This window comes from Luteibacter sp. 22Crub2.1 (assembly GCF_900167995.1).
Classification (GTDB): Bacteria; Pseudomonadota; Gammaproteobacteria; order Xanthomonadales; family Rhodanobacteraceae; genus Luteibacter; species Luteibacter mycovicinus.
Genome location: NZ_FUYT01000004.1, coordinates 47,553 through 69,398 on the forward strand (window position 1 = coordinate 47,553; position 21,846 = coordinate 69,398).

At 66.9% G+C, this 21,846-nt stretch carries 21 protein-coding genes; 11 read left to right on the forward strand and 10 right to left on the reverse strand.

Going from position 1 to position 21,846, the window contains the following annotated elements:
• Positions 1–53: 53 nt before the first annotated feature.
• The gene (locus B5X73_RS04720; protein ID WP_079520770.1) at positions 54–500 is read right to left on the reverse strand and encodes a hypothetical protein; all 447 of its coding nucleotides are present in this window, start codon (positions 498–500) and stop codon (positions 54–56) included.
• Positions 501–694: 194 nt separating this feature from the next.
• Between B5X73_RS04720 and sufT the strand changes: the two genes are divergently transcribed.
• Complete coding sequence (sufT, locus tag B5X73_RS04725; protein WP_079520771.1) at positions 695–1,252, forward strand: putative Fe-S cluster assembly protein SufT; 558 nt, start codon at positions 695–697, stop codon at positions 1,250–1,252.
• A gap of 17 nt (positions 1,253–1,269) precedes the next feature.
• Here sufT and B5X73_RS04730 read toward each other — a convergent pair whose 3' ends face one another.
• Positions 1,270–1,719, reverse strand: a complete 450-nt coding sequence (locus B5X73_RS04730; RefSeq protein WP_176167724.1) for a DUF4279 domain-containing protein — start codon at positions 1,717–1,719, stop codon at positions 1,270–1,272.
• 248 nt (positions 1,720–1,967) lie between these two features.
• On the opposite strand from B5X73_RS04730, the gene B5X73_RS04735 reads away from it, so the two are divergent.
• On the forward strand, positions 1,968–3,821 hold the full coding sequence (locus B5X73_RS04735) for a M4 family metallopeptidase (RefSeq protein WP_079520773.1): 1,854 nt from the start codon (positions 1,968–1,970) through the stop codon (positions 3,819–3,821).
• A 229-nt stretch (positions 3,822–4,050) separates the two neighbouring features.
• Entirely contained in the window at positions 4,051–5,397 is a 1,347-nt protein-coding gene (locus tag B5X73_RS04740; RefSeq protein WP_079520774.1) for a S8 family peptidase, read from the forward strand.
• 37 nt (positions 5,398–5,434) lie between these two features.
• On the opposite strand, the gene B5X73_RS04745 is transcribed toward B5X73_RS04740, so the two are convergent.
• From B5X73_RS04745 to wrbA, 4 genes are all read right to left on the reverse strand, one after another.
• Positions 5,435–5,920: an asparaginase domain-containing protein gene (locus B5X73_RS04745; RefSeq protein ID WP_036115212.1), complete on the reverse strand. Its 486-nt coding sequence runs from the start codon at positions 5,918–5,920 to the stop codon at positions 5,435–5,437.
• 37 nt (positions 5,921–5,957) lie between these two features.
• Entirely contained in the window at positions 5,958–7,598 is a 1,641-nt protein-coding gene (locus tag B5X73_RS04750) for an acyl-CoA dehydrogenase family protein (RefSeq protein WP_079520775.1), read from the reverse strand.
• 93 nt (positions 7,599–7,691) lie between these two features.
• A complete protein-coding gene (locus tag B5X73_RS04755) occupies positions 7,692–8,090 on the reverse strand; it encodes a DUF2069 domain-containing protein (protein WP_343124639.1) in 399 nt (132 codons plus the stop codon).
• The gene (gene wrbA, locus B5X73_RS04760) at positions 8,087–8,689 is read right to left on the reverse strand and encodes an NAD(P)H:quinone oxidoreductase (protein WP_079520776.1); all 603 of its coding nucleotides are present in this window, start codon (positions 8,687–8,689) and stop codon (positions 8,087–8,089) included. The genes B5X73_RS04755 and wrbA overlap by 4 nt, the downstream gene beginning before the upstream one ends.
• A gap of 82 nt (positions 8,690–8,771) precedes the next feature.
• Here wrbA and B5X73_RS04765 point away from each other — a divergent pair, with 82 nt between their 5' ends.
• From B5X73_RS04765 to B5X73_RS04775, 3 genes are read left to right on the forward strand one after another with little or no spacing between them, the layout of a single operon-like run.
• Entirely contained in the window at positions 8,772–10,043 is a 1,272-nt protein-coding gene (locus tag B5X73_RS04765; protein WP_036115203.1) for a YihY family inner membrane protein, read from the forward strand.
• Positions 10,040–10,507 carry a TlpA family protein disulfide reductase gene (locus tag B5X73_RS04770; protein ID WP_079520777.1) on the forward strand — a complete coding sequence of 156 codons (468 nt, stop codon included), beginning with the start codon at positions 10,040–10,042 and terminating at the stop codon, positions 10,505–10,507. The genes B5X73_RS04765 and B5X73_RS04770 overlap by 4 nt, the downstream gene beginning before the upstream one ends.
• A 1-nt stretch (position 10,508) precedes the next feature.
• Entirely contained in the window at positions 10,509–10,778 is a 270-nt protein-coding gene (locus B5X73_RS04775; protein ID WP_036115200.1) for an acylphosphatase, read from the forward strand.
• A gap of 9 nt (positions 10,779–10,787) precedes the next feature.
• On the opposite strand, the gene B5X73_RS04780 is transcribed toward B5X73_RS04775, so the two are convergent.
• Positions 10,788–11,237, reverse strand: coding sequence for a copper chaperone PCu(A)C (locus B5X73_RS04780; RefSeq protein ID WP_079520778.1), 450 nt, complete (start codon positions 11,235–11,237; stop codon positions 10,788–10,790).
• Entirely contained in the window at positions 11,234–11,851 is a 618-nt protein-coding gene (locus tag B5X73_RS04785) for an SCO family protein (protein ID WP_079520779.1), read from the reverse strand. The genes B5X73_RS04780 and B5X73_RS04785 overlap by 4 nt, the downstream gene beginning before the upstream one ends.
• A gap of 80 nt (positions 11,852–11,931) precedes the next feature.
• On the opposite strand from B5X73_RS04785, the gene B5X73_RS04790 reads away from it, so the two are divergent.
• Complete coding sequence (locus tag B5X73_RS04790) at positions 11,932–12,309, forward strand: DUF423 domain-containing protein (RefSeq protein WP_079520780.1); 378 nt, start codon at positions 11,932–11,934, stop codon at positions 12,307–12,309.
• Between the two features lie 39 nt (positions 12,310–12,348).
• On the opposite strand, the gene B5X73_RS04795 is transcribed toward B5X73_RS04790, so the two are convergent.
• The gene (locus tag B5X73_RS04795; RefSeq protein WP_079520781.1) at positions 12,349–13,839 is read right to left on the reverse strand and encodes a transglutaminase-like domain-containing protein; all 1,491 of its coding nucleotides are present in this window, start codon (positions 13,837–13,839) and stop codon (positions 12,349–12,351) included.
• Positions 13,840–13,930: 91 nt separating this feature from the next.
• Positions 13,931–15,457: a transglutaminase-like domain-containing protein gene (locus B5X73_RS04800; RefSeq protein ID WP_176167725.1), complete on the reverse strand. Its 1,527-nt coding sequence runs from the start codon at positions 15,455–15,457 to the stop codon at positions 13,931–13,933.
• Between the two features lie 147 nt (positions 15,458–15,604).
• Here B5X73_RS04800 and purT point away from each other — a divergent pair, with 147 nt between their 5' ends.
• The 4 genes from purT (at position 15,605) to mrcB (ending at position 21,843) form a co-directional block, all read left to right on the forward strand.
• Positions 15,605–16,786: a formate-dependent phosphoribosylglycinamide formyltransferase gene (purT, locus tag B5X73_RS04805; protein WP_079520921.1), complete on the forward strand. Its 1,182-nt coding sequence runs from the start codon at positions 15,605–15,607 to the stop codon at positions 16,784–16,786.
• A gap of 71 nt (positions 16,787–16,857) precedes the next feature.
• On the forward strand, positions 16,858–18,573 hold the full coding sequence (locus B5X73_RS04810) for a tetratricopeptide repeat protein (protein ID WP_079520783.1): 1,716 nt from the start codon (positions 16,858–16,860) through the stop codon (positions 18,571–18,573).
• 5 nt (positions 18,574–18,578) lie between these two features.
• Positions 18,579–19,412: an NAD(P)H-binding protein gene (locus B5X73_RS04815; RefSeq protein WP_079520784.1), complete on the forward strand. Its 834-nt coding sequence runs from the start codon at positions 18,579–18,581 to the stop codon at positions 19,410–19,412.
• 97 nt (positions 19,413–19,509) lie between these two features.
• On the forward strand, positions 19,510–21,843 hold the full coding sequence (gene mrcB / locus B5X73_RS04820) for a penicillin-binding protein 1B (RefSeq protein WP_079520785.1): 2,334 nt from the start codon (positions 19,510–19,512) through the stop codon (positions 21,841–21,843).
• Positions 21,844–21,846: the final 3 nt, after the last annotated feature.

Here is a 21,846-nt window from a genome sequence, read left to right on the forward strand (position 1 = left end):
CTGTTACTTCCCCGCAATATCTTTCCCGTAGGGGGATTTACCGCTTATGAAAGTCAGTCGCCGCGCGGCTTCCCCCGGCCCAGCGGCCAGGCGGTAAGGGCCGCGATCAGGGCTCCGGTCAGGTAGAGCGACAGGTCGACCGGGCGCTGCGCGAGACGGGCGAGGTCCAGCAGCATGGCCGGTCCGGCGTCGGCGATGGCCTGGCCGAAGCCGATGCCCATCATGCCGGAGATCGTGGCGGCGGCCACCAGGCACGCCGTGTACAGGGCCGCCAGCACGGTGGCCGCAGCCGCCAGTACGGCGCCTGCCAGGCCGCGAAAGTGCAGCCAGCGGCGCACGACGAGGCCAAGCCCCCATCCCACCGGCAGCACGAGGGCTGGAATGGCGCGGCCGAACATCATCGAGGGGAGCATCCAGACAGCGCCCGCGGCGAGGCCGAACATGGCCGCGCAGAGCGCACCGAAGAGGAAACCGGGAAGGCCTGTGCGCTCAGCCGGCATGGATTTCGGTCAGGTCGCGCATGGGATCCCGGGTGCGGCAAAAAGGGGGCCATCATAGCGGGGCAAGGGGCCGGGCGCTCTTGTGCCCCGACGCGTGCGCCCCGACGTAAAGCCGGTAGGTGCCTACCCCCGCCTCGCGGGCGGGCGCATAATCGACGACTTTGCGGCCGCGGCGCGGCCTTTACAGGACAGCAATGAGCGGTTTCAGCCTCAGCAGCGAGCCCTTCACCCTCGAACGTGACTGCCAGGCAGTCATGGTGCCGCAGGGTGAGACGGTGACGCTTCCCGCCGGGCAGATCGGCTACATCACCCAGGCCCTCGGCGGCAGTTTCACCGTTTACGTGGAAGGCAACCTGTTCCGCATCGCCGGCGACGACGCCGACGCGCTGGGCAAGGAGCCGCCGCGCCCGATCGAACTCGAGGACGGCGCGACGGACGACGACGTGGAGAAGCTGGTCTGGCAGCAGCTGCGCACCTGCTTCGATCCCGAGATCCCCATCAACGTGGTGGAGCTGGGTCTGGTCTATGACGTCAGCCTCGAATCCACCGAAGAGGGCTCGCGCCGCGTTTACGTGAAGATGACGCTGACCGCGCCGGGCTGCGGCATGGGTGACATCCTCGTCGACGATGTCCGCACCAAGGTCGAGCTCATTCCCACGATCGTCGAGGCCGATGTCGACCTCGTGTTCGATCCACCCTGGAATCACTCGATGATGTCGGATGCGGCGAAGCTCGAAACCGGGATGCTCTGATCCCGGCGACGCCGTCTTCAGCCGTTCGGCTCGGCGAGATGGATTTCCGTGCCAAGCGACGCACCGTATGTCGCGATGGCTTTGACGTTGGCGGGTGACAGGTAGCCGGTCGGGATGCGGTCTTCATAGATGTCGGTGTCGAGCGCGACGTGTGCGTCGAGTTCGAGTGTCCTGGTCAGCGCGAGGATCTCGTCGCGATGCGGCGCAAGCGCGTGCAACAGCTCCGTCAGCGCGTCATCCAGCATGTAGGTGCGTTGCGGCGGCAGCTCGAAGCACCAGCCGTTGGTCCGCCGCTGCAACGCCGTCGAGGCGATGCTTTCGCCCTTTTGCCAGGTGACGGCACCCTCGATGCCGACCTCTCTCAGCAGATGATCCAGCGTGTGCCGCTCCGACGTGAGACGGAACGCGGCGCGCACCGTCGGCGTCAGTCGACGCAGGTCAAGGTCCAGATCCGATAAACGCGCCATGCGTCGCCCCCTTCGCAAGTTCGTGTTCGCAATTCGTGCGTAGCATCGCGTTTTTTGCCGCCCTAGGGAAATCCCTAGGTAGTCGGTCGCGAATTCTTGCGCTAGGTTGGTGAGGACTTCCGGTTGGGGGACCGGTCGTCGCGACATAAAACGGGCATCGCGCCGCGGCGCGAATTCAAATCGTTCGGAGTGTGGTCCTCACGGTCCGCCATAGCGGAGTGCGGCCCATTCCTGGAGGAGGAACGTTAATGGCAACTCATGTTCGCTTGAAACTCCTGGTCGCATCCCTCGGGATCGCCGCCACCTCGGTCGCATCGGCGGCTACCGAACAGGCACTGCGTGCGCAGAGCCTGGGTGCCGTACCGGCCAACCAGCTGGCGACAAAACTGGGACTTTCCGCCGACAACGGATTCGTCGCACAAGCCTCGCTGCCCACGGTAAAGGGCACGCAGACCGTCCGCATGCAGCAGACCTTCAAGGGCGTTCCGGTCTATGGCCGCAGCATCGCCGTCGAGCAGGACACGCAGGGGAATGCGCTGGTGGCCAACGGTGCGGTCACGTCCGACCTGCAGGTCGATATCGCCTCGGTCACCCCCAGGCTGGACGGCACGCGCGCCGTCGCCTTGCTCAGCAAGCAGGCGCCGTCGCTGGCCGGCGTCGCCACCGTCAAACCGGAGAACGTCAAGGCGGATCTGTACATCTATCCGGGTGACGGCGCTCCCGCGCGCCTGGTCTATCTCACCTCGTTCTTCTCCGGCGGTGACCATCCCACCCGCCCGACCGCCCTGATCGACGCCAACACCGGCGAGATCATCGAGCAGTGGGAAGGTCTGACCTACGCCGAGATCGATGCGACCGGTCCGGGCGGCAATCAGAAAACCGGACAGTACACGTGGGGTGCCGGCGGCAAGCCCGCGCTGCGCGTGACGCAATCCGGCACGACCTGCACGGCGCAGAACGCCTACGTGAAGTCGTACAACATGAAGAAGGCGACGTCGGGTAGCGGCACGCTGTGGAGCTTCACCTGCAGCGCCGGATCGAGCGGTGACGCGGTCAACGGCGCCTACGGCCCGATCAACGATGCCCACCACTTCGGTGGCGTGGTGCACGACATGTACACCTCGTACACCGGCGCGGCGCCGCTGAACCAGGTTCTGATCATGAAGGTGCACTACGGCAGCTCCTACGAGAACGCGTTCTGGGACGGCAGCTCGATGACCTTCGGCGACGGTGCCAGCACGTTCTACCCGCTGGTCGCCCTGGACGTGACCTCGCACGAGATCAGCCATGGCTACACCGAACAGCACTCCAACCTGGCCTATAGCGGACAGTCGGGCGGCATGAACGAGGCCTACTCGGACATCGCCGGTGAAGCGGCCGAATACTACGACCGCGGCAGCAACGACTTCCTCGTCGGTGCCGACATCGTCAAGACCAGCGCCGGTATCGGTAACGCGTTGCGCTACATGTGCACGCCGTCGCAGGACGGTGGCTCGATCGACAATGCGTCCGATTACTACAGCGGTCTCGACGTGCATTACTCGTCGGGTGTCTACAACAAGGCGTTCTGCCTGCTGGCCAAGACCAGTGGCTGGGACACGGTGAAGGCATTCAAGGTGTTCGCCCGCGCCAATGCCCTGTACTGGACCGCCAGCTCCACGTTCAACTCCGGTGCCTGCGGTGTCGCCAGCGCGGCGACCGATCTCGGCTACTCCGCGACGGATGTCGCCACCGCCTTCACCGGCGTGGGTGTCAGCTGCTCGACCGGCGGCGGTGGCGGTACCGGTGGCACGGCGCTGCAGAACGGTGTGGCCAAGACCGGCCTTGCCGGCAGCTCGGGTACCGAACTCAGCTACACCGTCGTGGTGGCGGCTGGCGCGAAGAACCTCAGCATCGTCACCAGCGGTGGTACCGGTGATGCGGATCTCTACGTCAAGTTCGGTTCCGCACCGACCACCTCCAGCTACAACTGCCGTCCGTACGTCTCGGGCAACAACGAAACCTGCACCTTCGCCACCACCCAGGCGGGCACGTATTACGTGAAGGTCCGCGGTTACTCGACGTTCTCGGGCGTCTCGCTCAAGGCAACCTGGACGCCGTAAGCGACCCCTCTCGCTTGCTGCGTCGGGGCCCGGACGGAAACGTCCGGGCCCTTTTTTGTGCCCGCGTCGGGAGGATGCCCGTCTGCACACTTCGCTGCTCGCAAACCCTTCAACGTGCATCCCCATTTCGCCTACATGCCTTGATGAGCGTCGGCGCGTACTAGCCGGGAACGGATCGTCCTACGTTGTACCGACTGCGGCGTCGCCGCGTTTTCCCAGGGTGTCCGAGATGCGATCGTTGACGTATCCCCGTTTAGCTTTACTCGCCGCCGCGGCCTGCGTGCTCGTACCTGTCGCCATGGCTGGCGAGATGCCCGCCGATCGATACATCGTGCACTTCAGCGACAGGGTGAGTGCGGCAGCCGCAAGGCATCCACGTCTATCGCACGCGCGTTCCACGCGCATCGCCCAGCCCGTGCATGTGCGCACCCTTGCGGCGGGCGGCGAGGTTTTCGACGTGCACGGCCTGGATCCGGCTGTGCTCGCATCGATGGCGGGTGTCATCGATATCGAAGAAGACCGCATCGTCACGCCCGCAGGCCGCCTTACGACGTTATGGCATCGGCAGTGGTACATGCACGATCCTCGTGTCGGCATCGACGCGGAGGTGGCCTGGCGTTACACGAAAGGCGCCGGATCCGTGGTGGCCGTACTCGACACCGGCATCGCACCGCATCCGCAACTCGTCGGTCAGCTTTTGCCGGGCTACGACTTCGTCAGCGATGCCGCCGCGGCACGCGATGGTAACGGGCGCGATGCGAATCCCGCGGACGAAGGCGACTGGAGCGACGCGGGTGAGTGTGGATCGTCAACGGCGTCCGAATCATCGTGGCATGGCACGCATGTCGCCGGACTCGTGGCGGCGAGGTCACCCGACGGTCGCGGGATGCTGGGCGTCGCGCCCGAGGCGAAGGTGATCCCCGTGCGGGTGATGGGCAAGTGCGGGGGCCGTCTCTCGGATGTGGCGGACGCGATCGTCTGGGCGAGCGGTGGTGAACTGCCGGGTGTTCCCGCGATCGCCCGCCGCGCCGACGTCATCAACCTGAGCCTGAGGACGCCCGGTGCCTGCGGGACGGCGCTGGCGACGGCCATCGGACAGGCGCGCTCGCGTGGTGTCGCCGTCGTAGCGGCGGCAGGTAACGACGGCATCCGTGCCTCCGCGGTCTCTCCATCCAATTGCGCGGGCGTCGTGAGCGTGAATGCGCTGGCACGCGACGGATCGATGGCCTGGTACTCGAACCACGGCGACGGCGTCACCCTGGCTGCGCCCGGTGGCTCGCTTACGACGTTCGGTGCCGACGACATCCTGTCGACCGTCGATGGCGGCAAGCGCGGCAGTGAGGGCAGGCCTCTTCTCAAGTACTACGCGGGCACATCCATGGCAGCGCCCCAGGTTTCCGCGCTGGTGGCCCTGATGCGATCGGCGGATCCGGCGATCGGTGTGGAAGCGATCACGCGTCAGCTCGTCGACAATGCGCGGCCTTTACCCGGTCCCTGCCCGAAAGGCTGTGGTGCGGGCCTGATGGATGCGGGCGCCACGGTGGACGCCGTCGTCGAAGATCGTGGCAAGCCCTGACCGGCGCGTTCAGGCCGGCGTATCGGATCGCTTCGAATCAGATGGCTTCGAAGCGGTTCGCGTCGCGGTTCTTGCGGACGCTTTCCGGGTTCCACACGCGGCCGTTCATGGCGATGTAGACGCCATCGGCCAGCGTCTGTACCGCGCCGACCGCGCAGCCGATGTTGAACACGGCGTCCGACCCCTGAAAACGAGCCGGGTTCAGAGCGCCGGTCAGCACGATCACCTTGTTGGGGATGCCGGCCAGTACACGCGCGGTTTCCACCATGGTGTCGGTGCCGTGGGTCACCAGCACATGACGATGCGGCTGGGCCTCGATGGTGCTGCGCATGAGCGCACGGTCCTCGTCCGTCACGTGCAGGCTGTCCTTGCGCAGGATCGGAATCACGTCGAAGCGGAACGCGACGCCGAGCTGGGTCAGGATGTCGCCGATTTGCGGGGAGCCGATCTGGTAATCCGACTTGTCGTCGAAGTAGACCTTGTCGATCGTGCCGCCGGTGGTGACGATGGTGAGCTGCTGCATGGTTGACCTGGGAAGCCGGGTGAAACGGGCGCCTATCTTACATGCTGCCGGCGAGCAGGCTGTCGCCCTCGTTGTCGGGAAGAGCCAGACGATCGAGGCCGCGGGCGACGAACCGGCGGAGAGCGGCTGCCGGGCGGGCGTCGCCGGCCGAATCGCCTGCCCGTGCGGCACGGGCGAGCAGGGCCGCCGCCATGCAGCGTGCGAGGGTGAAGGCGATGCCTCGCGCCGACGCCTCGAGGGACGCCCGGTCGGCTACCACATCGCCCAGAAGGGCTTCGGTCGCATCGAGCGTCCTGTCGATGGCGCGCCGTTCGGGGCTCCCTTCGTCGGCCAGCGCGGCGACCGCGCCGCGGATCGGGGCGACGCCGACGCTGCCCAGCGCGCGCAGCATGTCGAGCGACAGCACGTTGGTGGTGCCTTCCCAGATCGCGTAGACCTGCGCGTCGCGCAGGAGCTGTGGCAGGCCGGTGTCTTCGATGTAGCCCGCGCCGCCGAAACACTCGAGCGCTTCGGAGACGACGCGGATGGACACCTTGGCCGTCCAGAGTTTGGCCAGCGGCGTCAGCAGCCGGAGCAGGGGAGCGTCCAGGGGGCCGGCCTGGCCATGCTCGACGTGGCCGAGCAATTCGGCCACGTGGAAGGTCAGGGCGAAGGCGGCCTCGTACTCGGCCTGCATGTCGGCCAGCGTGCGCGCGTGCAACGGGTGGTCGATGAGACGCGCGCCGAAAGCGTATCGGCGTGTCGCGTAGTCTCGCGCCAGGGAGATCGCGCGGGCCATGCTCGCAACCGCGCAGACGGCGTTCCAGGTACGGGTGACGTTGAGCATGGGTGCGATCTGGCGCACACCGTGGTCGACGGGGCCGACCGGGGTGGCCGGCAGACCGTTCAGATGGATCTCGGCGGTGGGCAGTTCATGGGTGCCGAGTTTCTTCTTGAGCCGGTCGATGGTGATCTCACGCCACGCACCGTGGTCGTCCTTCGTTTCCACGTAGAAGAGCCCCAGCGCGGCGGTGCCCGGCCCAGCGCCTTCGGGGCGCGCAAGGGCAAGCGCGGCCTCGCCGACGACGGCGGAGCTGAACCACTTGCGGCCGTAAAGCCGCCACTGACCGTCCGTGTCCTGCCGGGCGACCGTCTCGGTACGGCCGACGTCCGAGCCGCCGGGCGTCTCGGTCATCCACTGGCCGGAGAGCCAGAAGGAGGCCGGGTCGCGGCTGAGGAAGTGCGGCAGTGCCCGCTCGATGAGCGCGGCGTTGCCCGAGGCGCGGATCGCCGTGGCGGCGCCGTCGGTCATCGCCAGCGGGCAGCAATAGAACTCGCTCGACACGTGGTAGATGTAAACCCGGAAGAACTCCTCGACGCGCGCCCAGGGCGAGGCTTCGTGACCTGACGCGAGCACCGCGTGGCGTGTGGTGATGCCCGGGCCTTCTTCCCACGCCGGCGTCAGGGCGATCCGGTCGACGCGGTTACCCCACGCATCCCACGAGGTGAGCACCGGTTCGGTGCGCGGGGTGCGGTTACGCCGTTCCCAGGCCATGACGGCGTATTCGCCGAGGGCATCGAGGTCCGGCCGCACGGCCGCGGCGCGCTCCGCGGGAAGCCGTTGCGCGAGCCATGCCTGGAGCACGCGATCATGCTGAAACGGGTGCGCCAGCTGCGGCGCGTGCTGCACGAATGCCATCGTGACGTCCTTGGCGTGTCGATCGGATAGCCAAGCCTGCATCCTGCGGACGCCCGCGTCGATACGCGGAGCAGCATGACGCCCGGTTGGACCTTATCGGCGACGGCGCACACCTGCGCCGAGGGTGCCGATCAGCAGCAGTGTCACGACGATTTCTAGGATGCCGAGCCAGCGATCGTTCGCGGAGCTCCAGGTTTCCGCCACGCCGTGGCAGAAGTAGAACAGCGCCAGGATGCCCACCCAGAGCAGCGCGCGGGTGACGCGGGGCAGGGACATCAGCGGGAGCAGCAGCGGCGGAACGGTGATCGCGAAGGCCACCCAGGTCGGTATCGAGACCGGCGGATACAGCGAGTACCAGAGCAGCTGAATGACCATCAGTGCCGCCCAGGCGGCCAGCCCGGTCTTCTGGCTGGCGCTGAGGCTGTTCATCCCGCCCGCGCGCGCCGTGCGATGCCCGGCTGAGCCGCCCGTGCCCTGTGGCGTTTCGTTCATGCCGGGGTGCCGAGCCGCCGCGCGATGTCGGCCAGACGCTTGCCCAGCGCGCGGGCAAGGTCGCGTTCGTGCTCGCTGATCGCGTTGTCGCCACGGGAACCGGCAACGTGGCTGGCGCCGTATGGCGTGCCACCGGTGGTCGTGCTGGACAACGCCGGCTCCGTGTAGGGCAGGCCGACGATCACCATGCCGTGGTGGAGCAGGGGCAGGGCCATGGTCAGCAGGGTCGATTCCTGTCCGCCGTGCATGGTGCTGGTCGAGGTGAACAGCGCGGCGGGCTTACCGGCCAACGCGCCGGATGCCCATTCGGCGCCCGTCGTGTCGAGGAAATGCTTGAGCGGGGCCGCCATGTTGCCGAAGCGGGTCGGGCTGCCCATGGCCAGACCGACGCACTCGACCAGGTCCGTCCGGCTGACGTACGGCGCGCCTTCCTCGGGTTCCGGCGGCGTGGCGGTTTCGGTCACCGGGGCCACGGGAGGTACCTGGCGCAGCCGGGCGCGCATGCCGGGGACTTCCTCGATGCCGCGGGCAACGAGTCGGGCGAGCTGGGCCGTGTGGCCAGTGCGGCTGTAGTAGAGTACGAGAACGTCGTGGGACATGGATGAGTGCCTTTGCGAAGGCACTAGTCTCGCAGAACTGTTTACGTTCCCAAACCACCGGGACCAGGATTCAAGGACCACCATGCCGCTGCGCTTCGACCGCGACCGCGCCCTGAGCTTCACCCGCTTCACCTGGCTGCGTTTCGTCGACGACAAATGCTTCGAGACCGCGGGCGCACTGTCTTACACGACGCTGGTCTCGCTGGTGCCGCTGACGGTTGCGATCTTCGCCATCCTTTCGGCCTTCCCCGTGTTCGCGGAATGGCGCGGCTCCCTGGCCAACTACGCATTCCAGAACTTCGTGCCGGCCACCGGCATGAAGATCCAGGAGTACATGCTGGCCTTCGCCGACAAGGCCAGCCAGCTGACCGGCATCTCCATCCTGGTCATGCTGTTCAGCGCGGTCTCGATGATGATCAGCATTGAGGATCGTCTCAACCGGATCTGGCGTGTGCGCAAGCCGCGCGGCTGGACCTCGCGGCTGCTGCTTTACTGGGCGGCGCTTACCCTCGGGCCGATCCTCGTCGTCGGCGGTCTGGCCCTGTCGTCGTATATCACCGCGTTTCCGCTGCTGCATGCGGCGGCCGATCAGATCGCCTCGCAATTCCGGCTGATCAGTCTGCTGCCCTTCGTCATCACCTTCGTGACGCTGGTGCTGATGTACACGATGGTGCCCAACCGCCGCATCTCGTGGCGGCACGCGGCCATCGGTGCGCTGCTGGGGGCGATCCTGTTCGAGTTCGCGCGCTGGGGTTTCACCCAGTTCATCCGCAACTCGCCCAACTACGAGGAGATCTACGGCGCGCTCGCCGCGATCCCGATCTTTCTGCTGTGGATCTACCTGTCGTGGATCATCGTGATCCTCGGCGCCTCCATCGCCGCGTCGATTTCCGCTTTCGAGTACGTCGTACCGACCGAAGCCTTGCCGGAAGGCGCGGAGTTCATCGGTCTGCTCGTCGTGCTGCAGCATTTCGTCGAGGCGCAGCGTCGCGGTGACAGCGTCGATCCGGCCATCATCCGCCTGCGCGAGCCGTACCTTCCATCCAGCGCGATCGCCTGCTATTTCGAAGACCTGCAGCGCGCCGACATGATTCAGCGTGGCGAGGCCGGTGGCTGGTTGCTCAGTCGCAGCCTCGATACGACCGAACTCCTGCGTGTGTACCGTTGCACGCAGTACCGTCTGCCGTTGCGCCCGCGCGAGCAGGTCGAGCGCATGGGCATCTACCTTCCGCCCGACCTGCTGGTGTTGCTGGACAACCTGGCGGCGGCGCTCGACGCCACGCTCGGTGCGCGACTCGACCAGCTGTTCCCTCCGACACCCGCACCCGTTTCCATCGAGGATTCCCCCGCATGATCCTGCGCACACTCGCCGTCGTCGCCCTGGCACTCGCCGCGCCCGCGATGGCAGCCACCGCCGCCAAACCCGGGCTCAAGGTCACCACGCTGGAGGGCAAGCCGTTCGATCTTTCCGCTCAGCACGGCAAGTGGGTGATCGTGAATTACTGGGCCACCTGGTGCGTGCCGTGTATCAAGGAGATGCCCGACATTTCCGCGTTCGTGAAGAGCCGCAAGGACGTCGTGGCGATCGGTCTCGCCTTCGAGGACACCGACGCGAAGGAGATCAAGGCCTTCGTCGACAAGCATCCGGTGGTCTACCCCATCGCTCAGCTCGACGTCACGGCACCGCCGAAGGACTTCGACCCGCCCAAGGGTTTGCCCACCACCTACCTGATCGCGCCGGACGGCCACGTCGCCCAGCGCTTCGTCGGCCCGGTGACGGGCGAGAAACTGAGCGAGGCCATCGCCAGGGGGTCATGAGATGAAAGCCGCACGCTTCATCGTGAGAGGCAAGGTGCAGGGCGTGTTCTACCGCGCTTCGGCGCGCGAGCGGGCCGTGGCGCTGAAGCTCACCGGCCATGCGCGCAATCTGCCGGATGGCAGCGTCGAGGTGGTCGCTTACGGTGATGCCGCGGCGATCGACCAGCTCGAGGTCTGGCTGCGTGACGGACCGGAACACGCGCGGGTGGACGAGATGTATCGCGAGGACATCGGGGCGCACGATGCGCCCGTCGATTTCCTCATCCGGTAGGAGCGCGCCTCAGTCCTTCGGGCCCGTGGCGTTCGCCGGCCGTGCCACGAAGCTCACCGGCAGCTTCTTCCCGTCGGACAAATCGAAGGTGATGGTCAGCGTATCGCCCGCCTTCACCGGATGCTTCGGCTTCTCCAGCATCACGTGATAGCCGCCCGGGTTGAACTCGACTTTGCCATTCGCGGGCAGGGGCACGCTGTCCACCATTTCCATGCGCCCCATGCCACCTTCGGTACTGCTGCGGTGGATCATGGCTTCGGCGTAGTCGGCGCTTTCCGCACCGACGATCTTCAGTGCGGTCGTCGACCGGTTCTCGAACGTCACGTACGCGCCGGCGGGCAGGCTGCCGGGGAGGACGCGGATCCATGCGGCGCTGGCGTCGACGACAGGCGCGGTATCGGCGGCATGCGCCGTCGTGGCGAAAACGAGCAGAGCGGCGGCGAGCGAGCGAAGCATCATGCGTGGGGTTCCAGCGAGGTGAGCAGGGTCAGGTCGTGGACCATGTCGTCCTGTGACGCCGACGGTGTGGCAAGCAGGCGTGCCTTGCCCTGAGCATCGAAGAAGTAGATGGCCGAACTGTGGCTGACATCATAAGCGCCGTCGCCCTTGTCGGGCTCACGGGTGAATGCGGAGCGATAGCGCTTGGCCAGCGCTTCCACATCGGCATCGGAACCGACCAGGCCCACGGCGTGCTTGTCGAAGGCGTTGACGTAGTCGTGCATGATCTGCGGGGTGTCGCGCGCCGGATCCACGCTGACGAAAAGGATGCGGACCTTGTCGGCGGCAGGCCCGAGGCGGCCGAGCACGACGTGCAGCTGCGTCAGGGTCAGCGGGCAGACGTCCGGGCAGTGGGTGTAGCCGAAGTACATGAGCGTCACCTTGCCGCGGTAGTCGGCACCGGTCACCGCCTTGCCGTTGTCGTCGGTCAGCCTGAAGTCCAGGTCGGGAAGGTGGCCCGACACATCGTTCAGTCGCCACTCGGGCTGAGGCTCGTGCTGGCAGGCGCTCAGCGCGGCCAGTGAGACGAGGGCGAGCAGGGTCAGCAGGACCCGGCGGGCAAGGAACGGCTTCATGCGACACTCCGCGGGATATCCTGCGCAGGATACGACACCCGTGCCGGTTCCCAGGCACGCCCTTATCCGGAACGAACCGAATGCGACAACCTGTCAGTGGTACCCATGCTCTCCTCGTCGGCGTGGCCGGTGCTTCGGCCGTGGGGCTAGGGGCTTTCGGTGCGCACGCCTTGCGTGGCGTGGTTGACGATGCCGGGCTGCAGGTGTGGCACACCGCGGTGCAGTATCACTTCTGGCATGCGCTGGCGATGTTCGTCGCGGTGGTCGGGCTGGCGCCGGGACGGGCGCGATCGGTCGCCGTCGCGCTGTTCGCGGTGGGCATCGTGCTGTTTTCGGGGAGCCTCTACGCCCTGGCACTGGGGGCGCCACGGTGGACGGGGGCGATGACGCCGTTTGGCGGGGTGGCGTTTATCGTTGCGTGGATCGCGGTCGGGCTGTCCTTGCGGCGGGCGCCGTAGGATCGCCAGCAGGGCCGGTTCCCTGCAAGAGCGTCTCCATCACCCGCCTTTGCCAGCTCCGCCGCCCATGTCACCCATGCTCGGTGCCGGCATGTCCATCAGCGACGATGCCGGGATGGCGCGCTCGATGCGGACCCTGCCCAGGACCGACATCGACGAGAAGAAGCGCCACGGTTCGCCGTCACCCACGCCCAGTGCGATATGCGTGGCGTCGAAGCGGCGTTGTGCGGAGTCGAAACTCACCCAGCGGTTTTCAATCCACGCCTGTGCCCAGGCATGCGGGATGAAGACCCGGTTCACGCCGCCAAATCGCTCGACGTAGACGACGCCGGTAACCACGCGTGTGGGAATGCCCAGCGAGCGGGCGAGGGCGGTAAGCAGCACCGCGTGTTCCGTGCAGTCGCCACGCCGGGTCTGGATCGTCTCCAGCGCCGAGGCGTAACCGACGTCCAGCCCTTTCTCCGTGATGTAGTCCGAGAGGTAGGAGCGCAGGCGTCGCATGCGTTGAATATCGGTCGCCGCGTCGCCCACGATCGATCGCGCCATGCTGAGTACTTCAGGCGAGTCGGATTGCACCCAGGGATTGGGCGCCGTGTCCTCCGGAAGCGGGCCGGGCTCGCCGCTGTGCGACTGGGAAAACCCGATGTCCAGCTGATAGAGCCCATCGCCGATCGGGGTGACGCGTTGCTCGTCGGTCTGCACAAACGGACTGGTGTAGCCGCCGCGCACGAGGATCGTATATCGGACCGGTGCGAAGCGAAGGTTGGCGGTCATGGGGCGGGGTGCGCCGATCATCGCCGCGCGCAGCAGGTCGACGTCCTGGTCCGGTGCATTGGCACAGGCCTCATCGCATGCCGTCATTTCCATGCGGAAGCCGAGCAAGGGTGCGATGCCGCGACGGACGAAGCCATGGTCGTCGACCCACAGATCGACCGACGGGTTGTTCTTGCCCGAGGCCAGGGTCTGCCGAAGGTGGTGCAGCGATTCGCGCCCCAGCGGCATGTCGACCATCTCGTCGCCGATCACCTCCATGTCGACGGTGGCGACCTGCTGCTTCACCGCATCGAAGCTGCGCATACGGTACGTCGTGCCCGGCTTGAAACCATGAGTGGCCATGGTCAGTCGCTGGCCTTCGATCAGCGCCGCCCCGGATGGCCAGATCAGCAGGTTTACCTTCGACTGGCCGCCCACGGTGTTGGATACCTGAAAGGCTCCGTCGTCGCGAACGGTGCCCTCGACGGTGTTCTCCTGCGCGGACATCCTGCTACGCGCGTAGAACGCGAGGGGAGCACCTGCACTGGTCTCGACCGAGCGAACATCGGTATGCATCGCAAGCGGCGTCTTCACGCGGGTGAGGCGGAAATCCAGGCTCTGCGAGGTAGTCACCCGGTCGCCGACGACGTCACGGTCGATGCGGACCTTGCCGACCTTGCGCCCGTCGAGCAACACGGTCATCCAGGTCTCCGTCGCCAGCGCACACGCGGGCAGGAGACACAGCAGTACGGCGAGAACGACTGGATACCGTCTCATGTGCGTACGTCCGGATGGGCGGGAACGGCTCCATCACAGCACTTTTGCCGTCACAGTCAAGCCCCCCCGTGAGTCGGGGGGTATGCCCGGATCAGCGACGGCCGCCCGTCTGGCCGACAGGGCCCACCGGGTTGAACGATGGGGTCGCGGGCTGCTGCGACGGCGCCGGACCCTGCATGAAATCGGGCATCGATCCGGAGATCTTGACGTCGGCGACCTGCATGCGTCCCAGCGATGCCATCGAGGCGAAGAAGCGCCAGGGATCGCCGCTGCCGACGCCGAGAGCGATATGGGTGGCGTCGAAGCGCGACTGCGCGGAATCGAAGCTTTCCCAGCGCCCGTTGATCCACGCCTGCACCCAGGTGTGCGGGACGAAAACCCGCGATGCGCCCGCGAATCGCTGTGCATAGACGAGGCCGGTGACGATGCGCGTCGGAATGCCTTGCGATCGCGCCATGGCCGCCAGCAGCACGGCGTGTTCCGTGCAGTCGCCACGGCGCGTCTGGATAGTTTCCAGCGCGGAGGCGTAGCCGACTTCCAGACCGGTCTGGTCGATATAACTGGTCAGGAAACTGCGAAGGCGACGCATCCGGTTCAGATCGCTGGATGCATTGCCGACGGCCTCCTTGGCCAGCGCGATCACCTCGGGTGCGTCCGACTGCACCCAGGGGTTGGACGCCGTGTCTTCAGGCGTCGGGCCGGGTTCGTCGTCATGCCTCTGCGGATGGCCGACGGTGATCTCGTAATCGCCGTTCGACAGCTTTTTCACCTGCTGCTCGTCCGTGCTGACGAACGGTGCCGGCAGATCGTCGCGCAGGTGAAAGCGATACGTCATCGCCTGTCCCTGCGACCCGTTCGGAATGATCCGCGGCGACTGCAGCATGGCCGAGCGAAGCACGTCGATGTCCTGGTCGGGCGCCGTCGCGCAGGCTTCGTCGCACGCGGCGACTTCCATACGAAAACCGAGCAGTGGCGAGATGCCGCGACGCACTTCACCGCGGTCGTTCACCCACATGTCCAGCGACTGTGCGCCACTGCCGCCGGCCAGCCGCTGGCGCAGATGATGGAGACGTTCCGTGCCGCCCGGCAGGTCGATCATCTCGTCGCCGATCACCTCGACGTCCAGCGTCGCGACCTCCTGCTTCATGGCGTCGAAGGTCTTCAGCGGGTAGTGGCTGCCCGCCTTGAAGCCGCCGGCGACGATGGCGAGCCGCTGTCCTTCACTGAGCACCGCGCCGGGCGTCCACGCCAGCAGGCTGACGTGCGCATCGTCGCCGACGCGCGTGGTGACCTGAAACGTTCCGTCTGGGCGCGGCTGGCCGTCGACGGCGTTCTCCTGCGATGAGCCGGTCTTGCTGGCGTGGAAGGCCAGAGGCTTGCCGTCGAGGCTCTCCGTCGCGACCGCTTCGTTATGGGTGACCAGTGGCGTGCTGCCACGCGTGACGCGCAGATCGATGGCCTGGCGGGTGGTCACGGTGTCTGCGGTGACGGTACGTTCCGTCACCAGCTTGCCGACTTTGCGCCCGTCGAGCATCACGCTCATCCAGGTCTTCGAATCTTGTGCATGGGCGGTGGCGAGGCTCGACAGGAGCGCGAGCGCGACGATCTGACGACGCATGGGCATACATCCACGTTGTAAGGCCAGATCGCATGAAAGCACGATTAGCTGTCGTGTCAATGATGCAAACCTTCATGTAAGGCCCGCTGGCACCCCTGTGGCGCGCCACCTAGAATGTGCGATCACGCTTTCCTGGACCTCGCTCGCATGAATACCTTCGGTACGCCGCACTCCCATACCGCCCTCAAGGTGCTCCTGCTGGGCTCCGGCGAACTGGGCAAGGAAGTCGCCATCGAGTTGCAGCGCTTCGCTGTCGAGGTGATCGCCGTGGACCGTTACGCCAATGCGCCGGCGATGCAGGTGGCCCACCGCAGCCACGTCATCGACATGCTGGACGGTAAAGCCCTGCGCGCTCTGATCGAGGAAGAGAAGCCGCATCTGGTGGTGCCCGAGATCGAGGCCATCCACACGCCGACGCTGATCGAGATGGAAAAGGAGGGCCTGAGGGTCGTCCCGACCGCGAAGGCGGCCTGGCTGACGATGGATCGGGAGGGCATCCGTCGCCTCGCCGCCGAGGAGCTCGGCCTGCCGACCTCGCCTTACCGGTTCTGCGACACCTACGAGGAGTTCGTCGAGGCGGTGAAGGTGCTCGGTACGCCGTGCGTCACCAAGCCGGTGATGAGCTCGTCGGGCAAGGGTCAGAGCGTGCTGCGCACGCCCGCCGATGCGCAGGCGGCATGGGAATATGCGCAGGCCGGCGGTCGTGCCGGCCGGGGCCGGGTCATCGTCGAGGGCTTCATCGACTTCGATTACGAGATCACCCTGCTGACGGTGCGCCACCGGGACGGCGTGTCGTTCTGCGCGCCCATCGGCCATCGCCAGGAAGACGGCGACTATCGCGAGTCGTGGCAGCCGCAGCCGATGAGCGATACCGCGCGGGCGTCCGCCGAACGCCAGGCCGACGCGATCACGGCCGCGCTCGGTGGCTGGGGTGTGTTCGGGGTGGAGTTCTTCGTCCGTGGCGACGAAGTGATCTTCTCCGAAGTCAGCCCGCGGCCGCACGATACCGGCCTGGTCACCCTGATCTCGCAGGATCTGTCGGAGTTCGCCCTCCATGCGCGCGCCATCCTTGGTCTGCCCGTGCCGGAGATTCACGCCTTTTCGCCCGCCGCCTCCTGCGCGGTGCTGGTGGAAGGGGAGGGGCACTCGCCCACTTACCATGGCGTGGCGGAAGCCCTTGCCGAGACCGGCACCATGCTGCGTATCTTCGGAAAGCCCGAAGTGCGCGGCCGCCGACGCATGGCCGTGACGCTGGCCCGCGCCGCGACGGTCGACGAGGCTCTCGAGAAGGCCAAGCGCGCGGCCAGCCGGATCCGCGTCGAAATCTGACGTGCGCGGCCTACAACGGCCGTTCACGCCTGAATGTTAAGCTGCTCCGCTCCTAGGGAAGACCCACGCCCATGAGCGGACGCAAAGACAACCACGATCACGACCATCGCGGTCGCACCGAGCCGACGCTCGGCCGGCTGGATGACCTCGACCGCCCGGCCGCGCCGGTGGACGATGGCCTGCCTCGCATCGTCGTCGACGAGCCGCGTCGGCGTACGGGTGGACCCACGCCACCGCCGCCACGGCGCGAGCGCAAACGCGGCTGGCTCATTCCGATGCTGGTCCTCGTGCTCATCGGTGGCGTCACCGGCCTGTGGTTGCAGCAGGACCGGTTGCGCAATCTGATGCCGGCGACGGAGCTCAACGATCTCCTCGGTCAGGCCAACCAGGCCCTCGCGGCCGGCAAGCTCGATGGCACGGCGGGTGACAGCGCCCGCGAACTGTTCGAGAAGGCGCGTGACCAGCAGCCCGACAGCGATCAGGCGCGCGACGGCCTGCGCCGCGTCGGCATGGCGGAAGTGGCTCGCGCCGACGCCGCCCTCAGCGCGGGCAACCTCGACGAAGCCGAAGCCGCGCTCAACGTCGCCCGCGAACTGCTCGGGGGTGGCAGCGACGTCGAACGCCTCACCCAGCAGCTGTCGCAGGCGCGTAATCCGCAGGGCCACACCGAATCACTGATCGACCGGGCGCAGGCGGCGTTCGCCGCCGGCAAGTTCGACGGTGACGACGGTGCGGGGGCGCTTTACCGCCGGGTGCTCGACGCCGACCGCAACAATACGGTGGCGGCACGCGGTCTCGATCGTGTGGGCGACGCGCTGGCGGCGCAGGCAAGGCAGGCGATTTCCGACAACGATCGCCCCAGGGCGAATGCGCTGGTCGATCGTATCGCCATCCTCGTGCCCGGCTACAGCGACCTTCCGTCGCTGCGTGCCTCGCTGGCGGAAACACGCAAGCAGGACGACCAGGCGATCGCCACGCTCATCCAGCAGGGCAACGATGCGATGCGCGCGGGGCGCTTCACCGGTGACGGCGACGACACCGCGCTGGCGCGCTTCAACGCCGCGCTCGCCGCGGACCCCGACAACGCGGGCGCGAAGGCCGGGCTCGGCCAGGTGGCGCAGGCGCTGATCGTGCAAGCCAATGCCGCCCTCGACAGCAATGACGACGCCCAGGCGGCGAAGCTGCTCGATCAGGCGACGAAGCTCGCCCCGAAATCCGCCGAACTCGCCGCCGCACGCGCACGACTGGGCGGTGGCGACGGGCATGCGGCCGCTGGCGTCCCGCCCGCGGCAGGCGCGCAGGCAGGTGACGACAACGCACCGGAAGCCTCGCTCGCGGTCAGTCCGGAGCAGAAAGCCAAGGTCGCCGATCTGGTTCGTCGTGCACAGGCCGCGGCGTCGCGCGGCGACATCATGGATCCCCCGGGCGACAGCGCCTACGACCTCTACCGCAATGCGCTGGCGATCGACGGTAACGACCCGACCGCTCGTGCGGGCCTGCAGGGCCTGCCCGCACAGGTCGAGAAGCAGATGCAGCAGGCCGTCGCCGCTGGCAACGTGAAGCGCGCCGAAGATCTGTACGGCACCCTGTCCGACCTGGCGCCGGGCGATGCTTCCCAGGGCGAGATGCGTCATCGCCTCGGCAGCGCCCTCATCGATAACGCGCTGCAGCGCGCGTCCAGTGGCGATCGCCAGGGCGCCTTCCAGTCGCTCGACCACGCACGACGCTACGTGCCGGACGATCCGCGACTGCAAAGCGCCTATGAGCGCATCGCGACAGGGCGCTGAGCACGATGACGGTATTGGTGATGGGCGCGTCCGGCCAGATCGGGCACTTCCTCCTTCCGCGACTCGAGGCGGAGGGATATGCGTGGATGGCGGTCAGCCGGCGCCCGCCGGGCAACGACCCTCGCTGGCGGTCCGGTCATCTTCCGGACGGCATGCCGGAGCTGCCGCCGCTGCAGGCCGTCGTCTCGCTGGGGCCCATCGATCTGCTGGCAAAGTGGCTTGCCGAGATGCGGTTGCCGGGCATTCCCCACATCGTCGCCACGTCGTCGATGAGCGCCGAAACCAAGCGCGAATCGCAGGTGCCCGAAGAGCGGGAAGTCTCGCGCCGCCTGCGGGACGCGGAAACGATGCTGATAGCGACCTGCGCATCGCGCGGTATGCCATGGACCGTCTTCCGGCCGACGCTTATTTACGGGGCCGGCATGGACAAGAGTCTGACGCCTATCGTGGCGTCCGCCCGCCGGCGCCATATCTTTCCGCTGCCGGCAGGTCGGGGGCAGCGCCAGCCGGTGCACGCGGACGATATCGCCGCGGCTGTCGTCGCCGCTCTGCGGACACCGGCGGCGCGCGGCCGCACCCTCTCCATGGGCGGCGGTGAACGGCTCACGGCCGCGGACATGTTCCGGCGGACGCAGCGGAGCGCCGGCGGCTTCGTGTTGCCGCTCCCGGTCCCTCGTCTCGTGCTCGAACTTGCCGCGTCCGTGTCGCCGCTCATGCGCGGACCGGTGAACCGGCTCGATACCGACCTGATTGCCGACAATACGGACCTGGAGGCCATCCTCGGTGTGCATCCGCGGCCTTTCCGGCCGCAGCCCGGCACCTGGCAGCCGGTCCGCTGATCCGCATCGCCCTCACTTTGCCCTCATCCGTTCAGATGGGCGCCGGTGAACTGCCCCTATCATCGGTCTCCGATCTCTCTCGCAGGACTTCCCCGCGTTGGCTTTCCTGAATCGTCTTGGCTCCCTCCTGCGCACGGCCTGGCCGTGGCTGCGTATTCCCTTCTGGCTGGTGATGGGGCTGCTGTTCGGCTTCCTCTTGCCCTACACGCTGATTCTCAATGCGCGCCTGCAGGAGCGCTTCAACGACCTCGTGTTCGCGGTGCCCACCCGCGTCTATGCCCGGCCGCTGCCACTGGAACCGGGCAGGGCACTGACCCCCGCGGCCCTCGAGCTGGAACTGACCTTCGCCGGCTACACCACCGAGGGGGCCGGCAAGATTCAGGGCAGCTACTCGAAGAACGGCTCGCGCTTCATCATCGCCTCGCATGGCTACTTCGGTCCGGATGGCGGCGAGTTGCCGCACCGCATCCGTGTCGTCCTGGCCAACGGTCAGGTCGCCTCGGTGGTGGACGACACCAACGACAAGCCGATCAAGTCGATCCATCTTGATCCCGCGCGTATCGCGACGTTGTATGGCGCGCAGCAGGAAGAGCGTCGCATCGTGCGTCTGGAGAACGTGCCGCCGCTGCTCGTGCAGGGCCTGCAGGCGGTCGAGGACCGCGACTTCAAGAATCACATCGGCCTGGATTTCTCGGCCATCGCGCGCGCGTCGGTCGCCAACATCCGTGCAGGTCATACGGTGCAGGGCGGCTCCACGCTGACCCAGCAGCTGGTGCGCAACCTGTTCCTCGACCGCGACCAGAACATGCTGCGCAAGGTCAACGAGGCCATTCTCTCGTTGCTGATGGAAGCGCATTATCCGAAGGGACGCATCCTCGAGGCCTACGTCAACGAGGTCTTCCTCGGCCAGCAGGGCAATCAGGCGGTGCACGGTTTCGCCGCCGGCGGCGAGTTCTTCTTCGGCCGCCGTCTGGAAGACCTTCGTCCTCAGGAGATCGCCCTGCTGATCGGCCTGGTCAAGGGCCCCAGCTATTACGATCCGCGTCGTTATCCCGACCGTGCCCTGTCGCGTCGCAACCTCGTCCTGCAGCAGTTCCACGACACCGGCCTGCTCGACGACGCGCAGACGAAGGCGGCCCAGGCCGCGCCGCTGGGCATCGCGCCCAACGCACAGCTGCCGCACAACCGCTTCCCGGCCTTCATGCAGCTGGTGCGGTCGCAGATCACGGCGGACTTCGACGAAGCCGCGCTGCGCGACGGCAGCCTGAGCATCTTCACCACGCTCGATCCGACCGCGCAGCTCTATACCGAGCAGGCCATCGTCACGACCATGAAGAGCCTCGGCAAGCGGGGCGCCGCCGCGCAAGCCGCCGCCGTGGTGACCGATACCACCAACGGCAGCGTGCTGGCCGTGGTCGGTTCGCGCGATCCGGGCGAGCAGGGTTTCAACCGTGCGCTCGATGCCCGTCGCTCGATCGGTTCGCTGGTCAAGCCGCTGGTGTATCTCGTCGCGCTGGCGCAGCCGTCCAAATGGTCGCTGGCGTCGATCGTCGACGATTCGCCGATCAACATGCGTCAGCCCGACGGTACCCCATGGACGCCGCAGAACGATGACCGCGAGGTCCACGGCCAGGTACCGATGCTGGACGCGCTGGTCCATTCGTGGAACCTGGCGACGGTCAACCTCGGCATGCAGGTCGGCGTCGGCCGGGTGAAGGGTTTTCTCGAGTCGTTCGGGCTCGAGGGCGTCAATCCCAGCCCGTCGCTCCTGCTCGGCGCCATCGACATCTCGCCGCTGCAGGTGGCGCAGCTGTACGAGTACATCGCCGCCGACGGGCATGCCTTGCCGCTGGTGGCCGTGCGCGGCGTCATGGACAGCAAGGGCCAGGCAATCAAGCGCTACGAAGTGAAAGAAGGCGAAGGCGAGTACCAGACCGCCGCGCGTCTCACGACGTGGGCCATGCAGCAGGTGGTCAACGGCGGCACGGCCGCGGCCATCGGCAATTCGAACCTCGCCTACCTGCACGCGGCGGGCAAGACCGGCACCAGCGACAGCCAGCGCGATGCCTGGTTCGCCGGCTTCACGGGCGACCGTCTCGCGGTGATCTGGATGGGCCGTGACGACAACAAGCCCACCGGCCTTTACGGCGCCACCGGCAGCATGAAGGTCTGGCAGGAGCTGTTCCGCAAGCTGCCGACGCGTCCGCTGTCGGCGGCGCCGGGCGAGGGCCTGGAAATGGCCTCTGTGAATCCGCAGACGGGTAAGCGCACGGACCCGTCGTGCGAAGGCGCGCGTCAGTTCCCGTTTGTGTCCGGTTATGTGCCGGAAGCGGAGGAGGGCTGTTTCTGGCAGCGATTCAAGGGTATGTTCGGCGGCGGTGACGGAGCTGACCAGCCCGCGCCGCCCGTTCCCAGTAATCCTACGGATTGACCC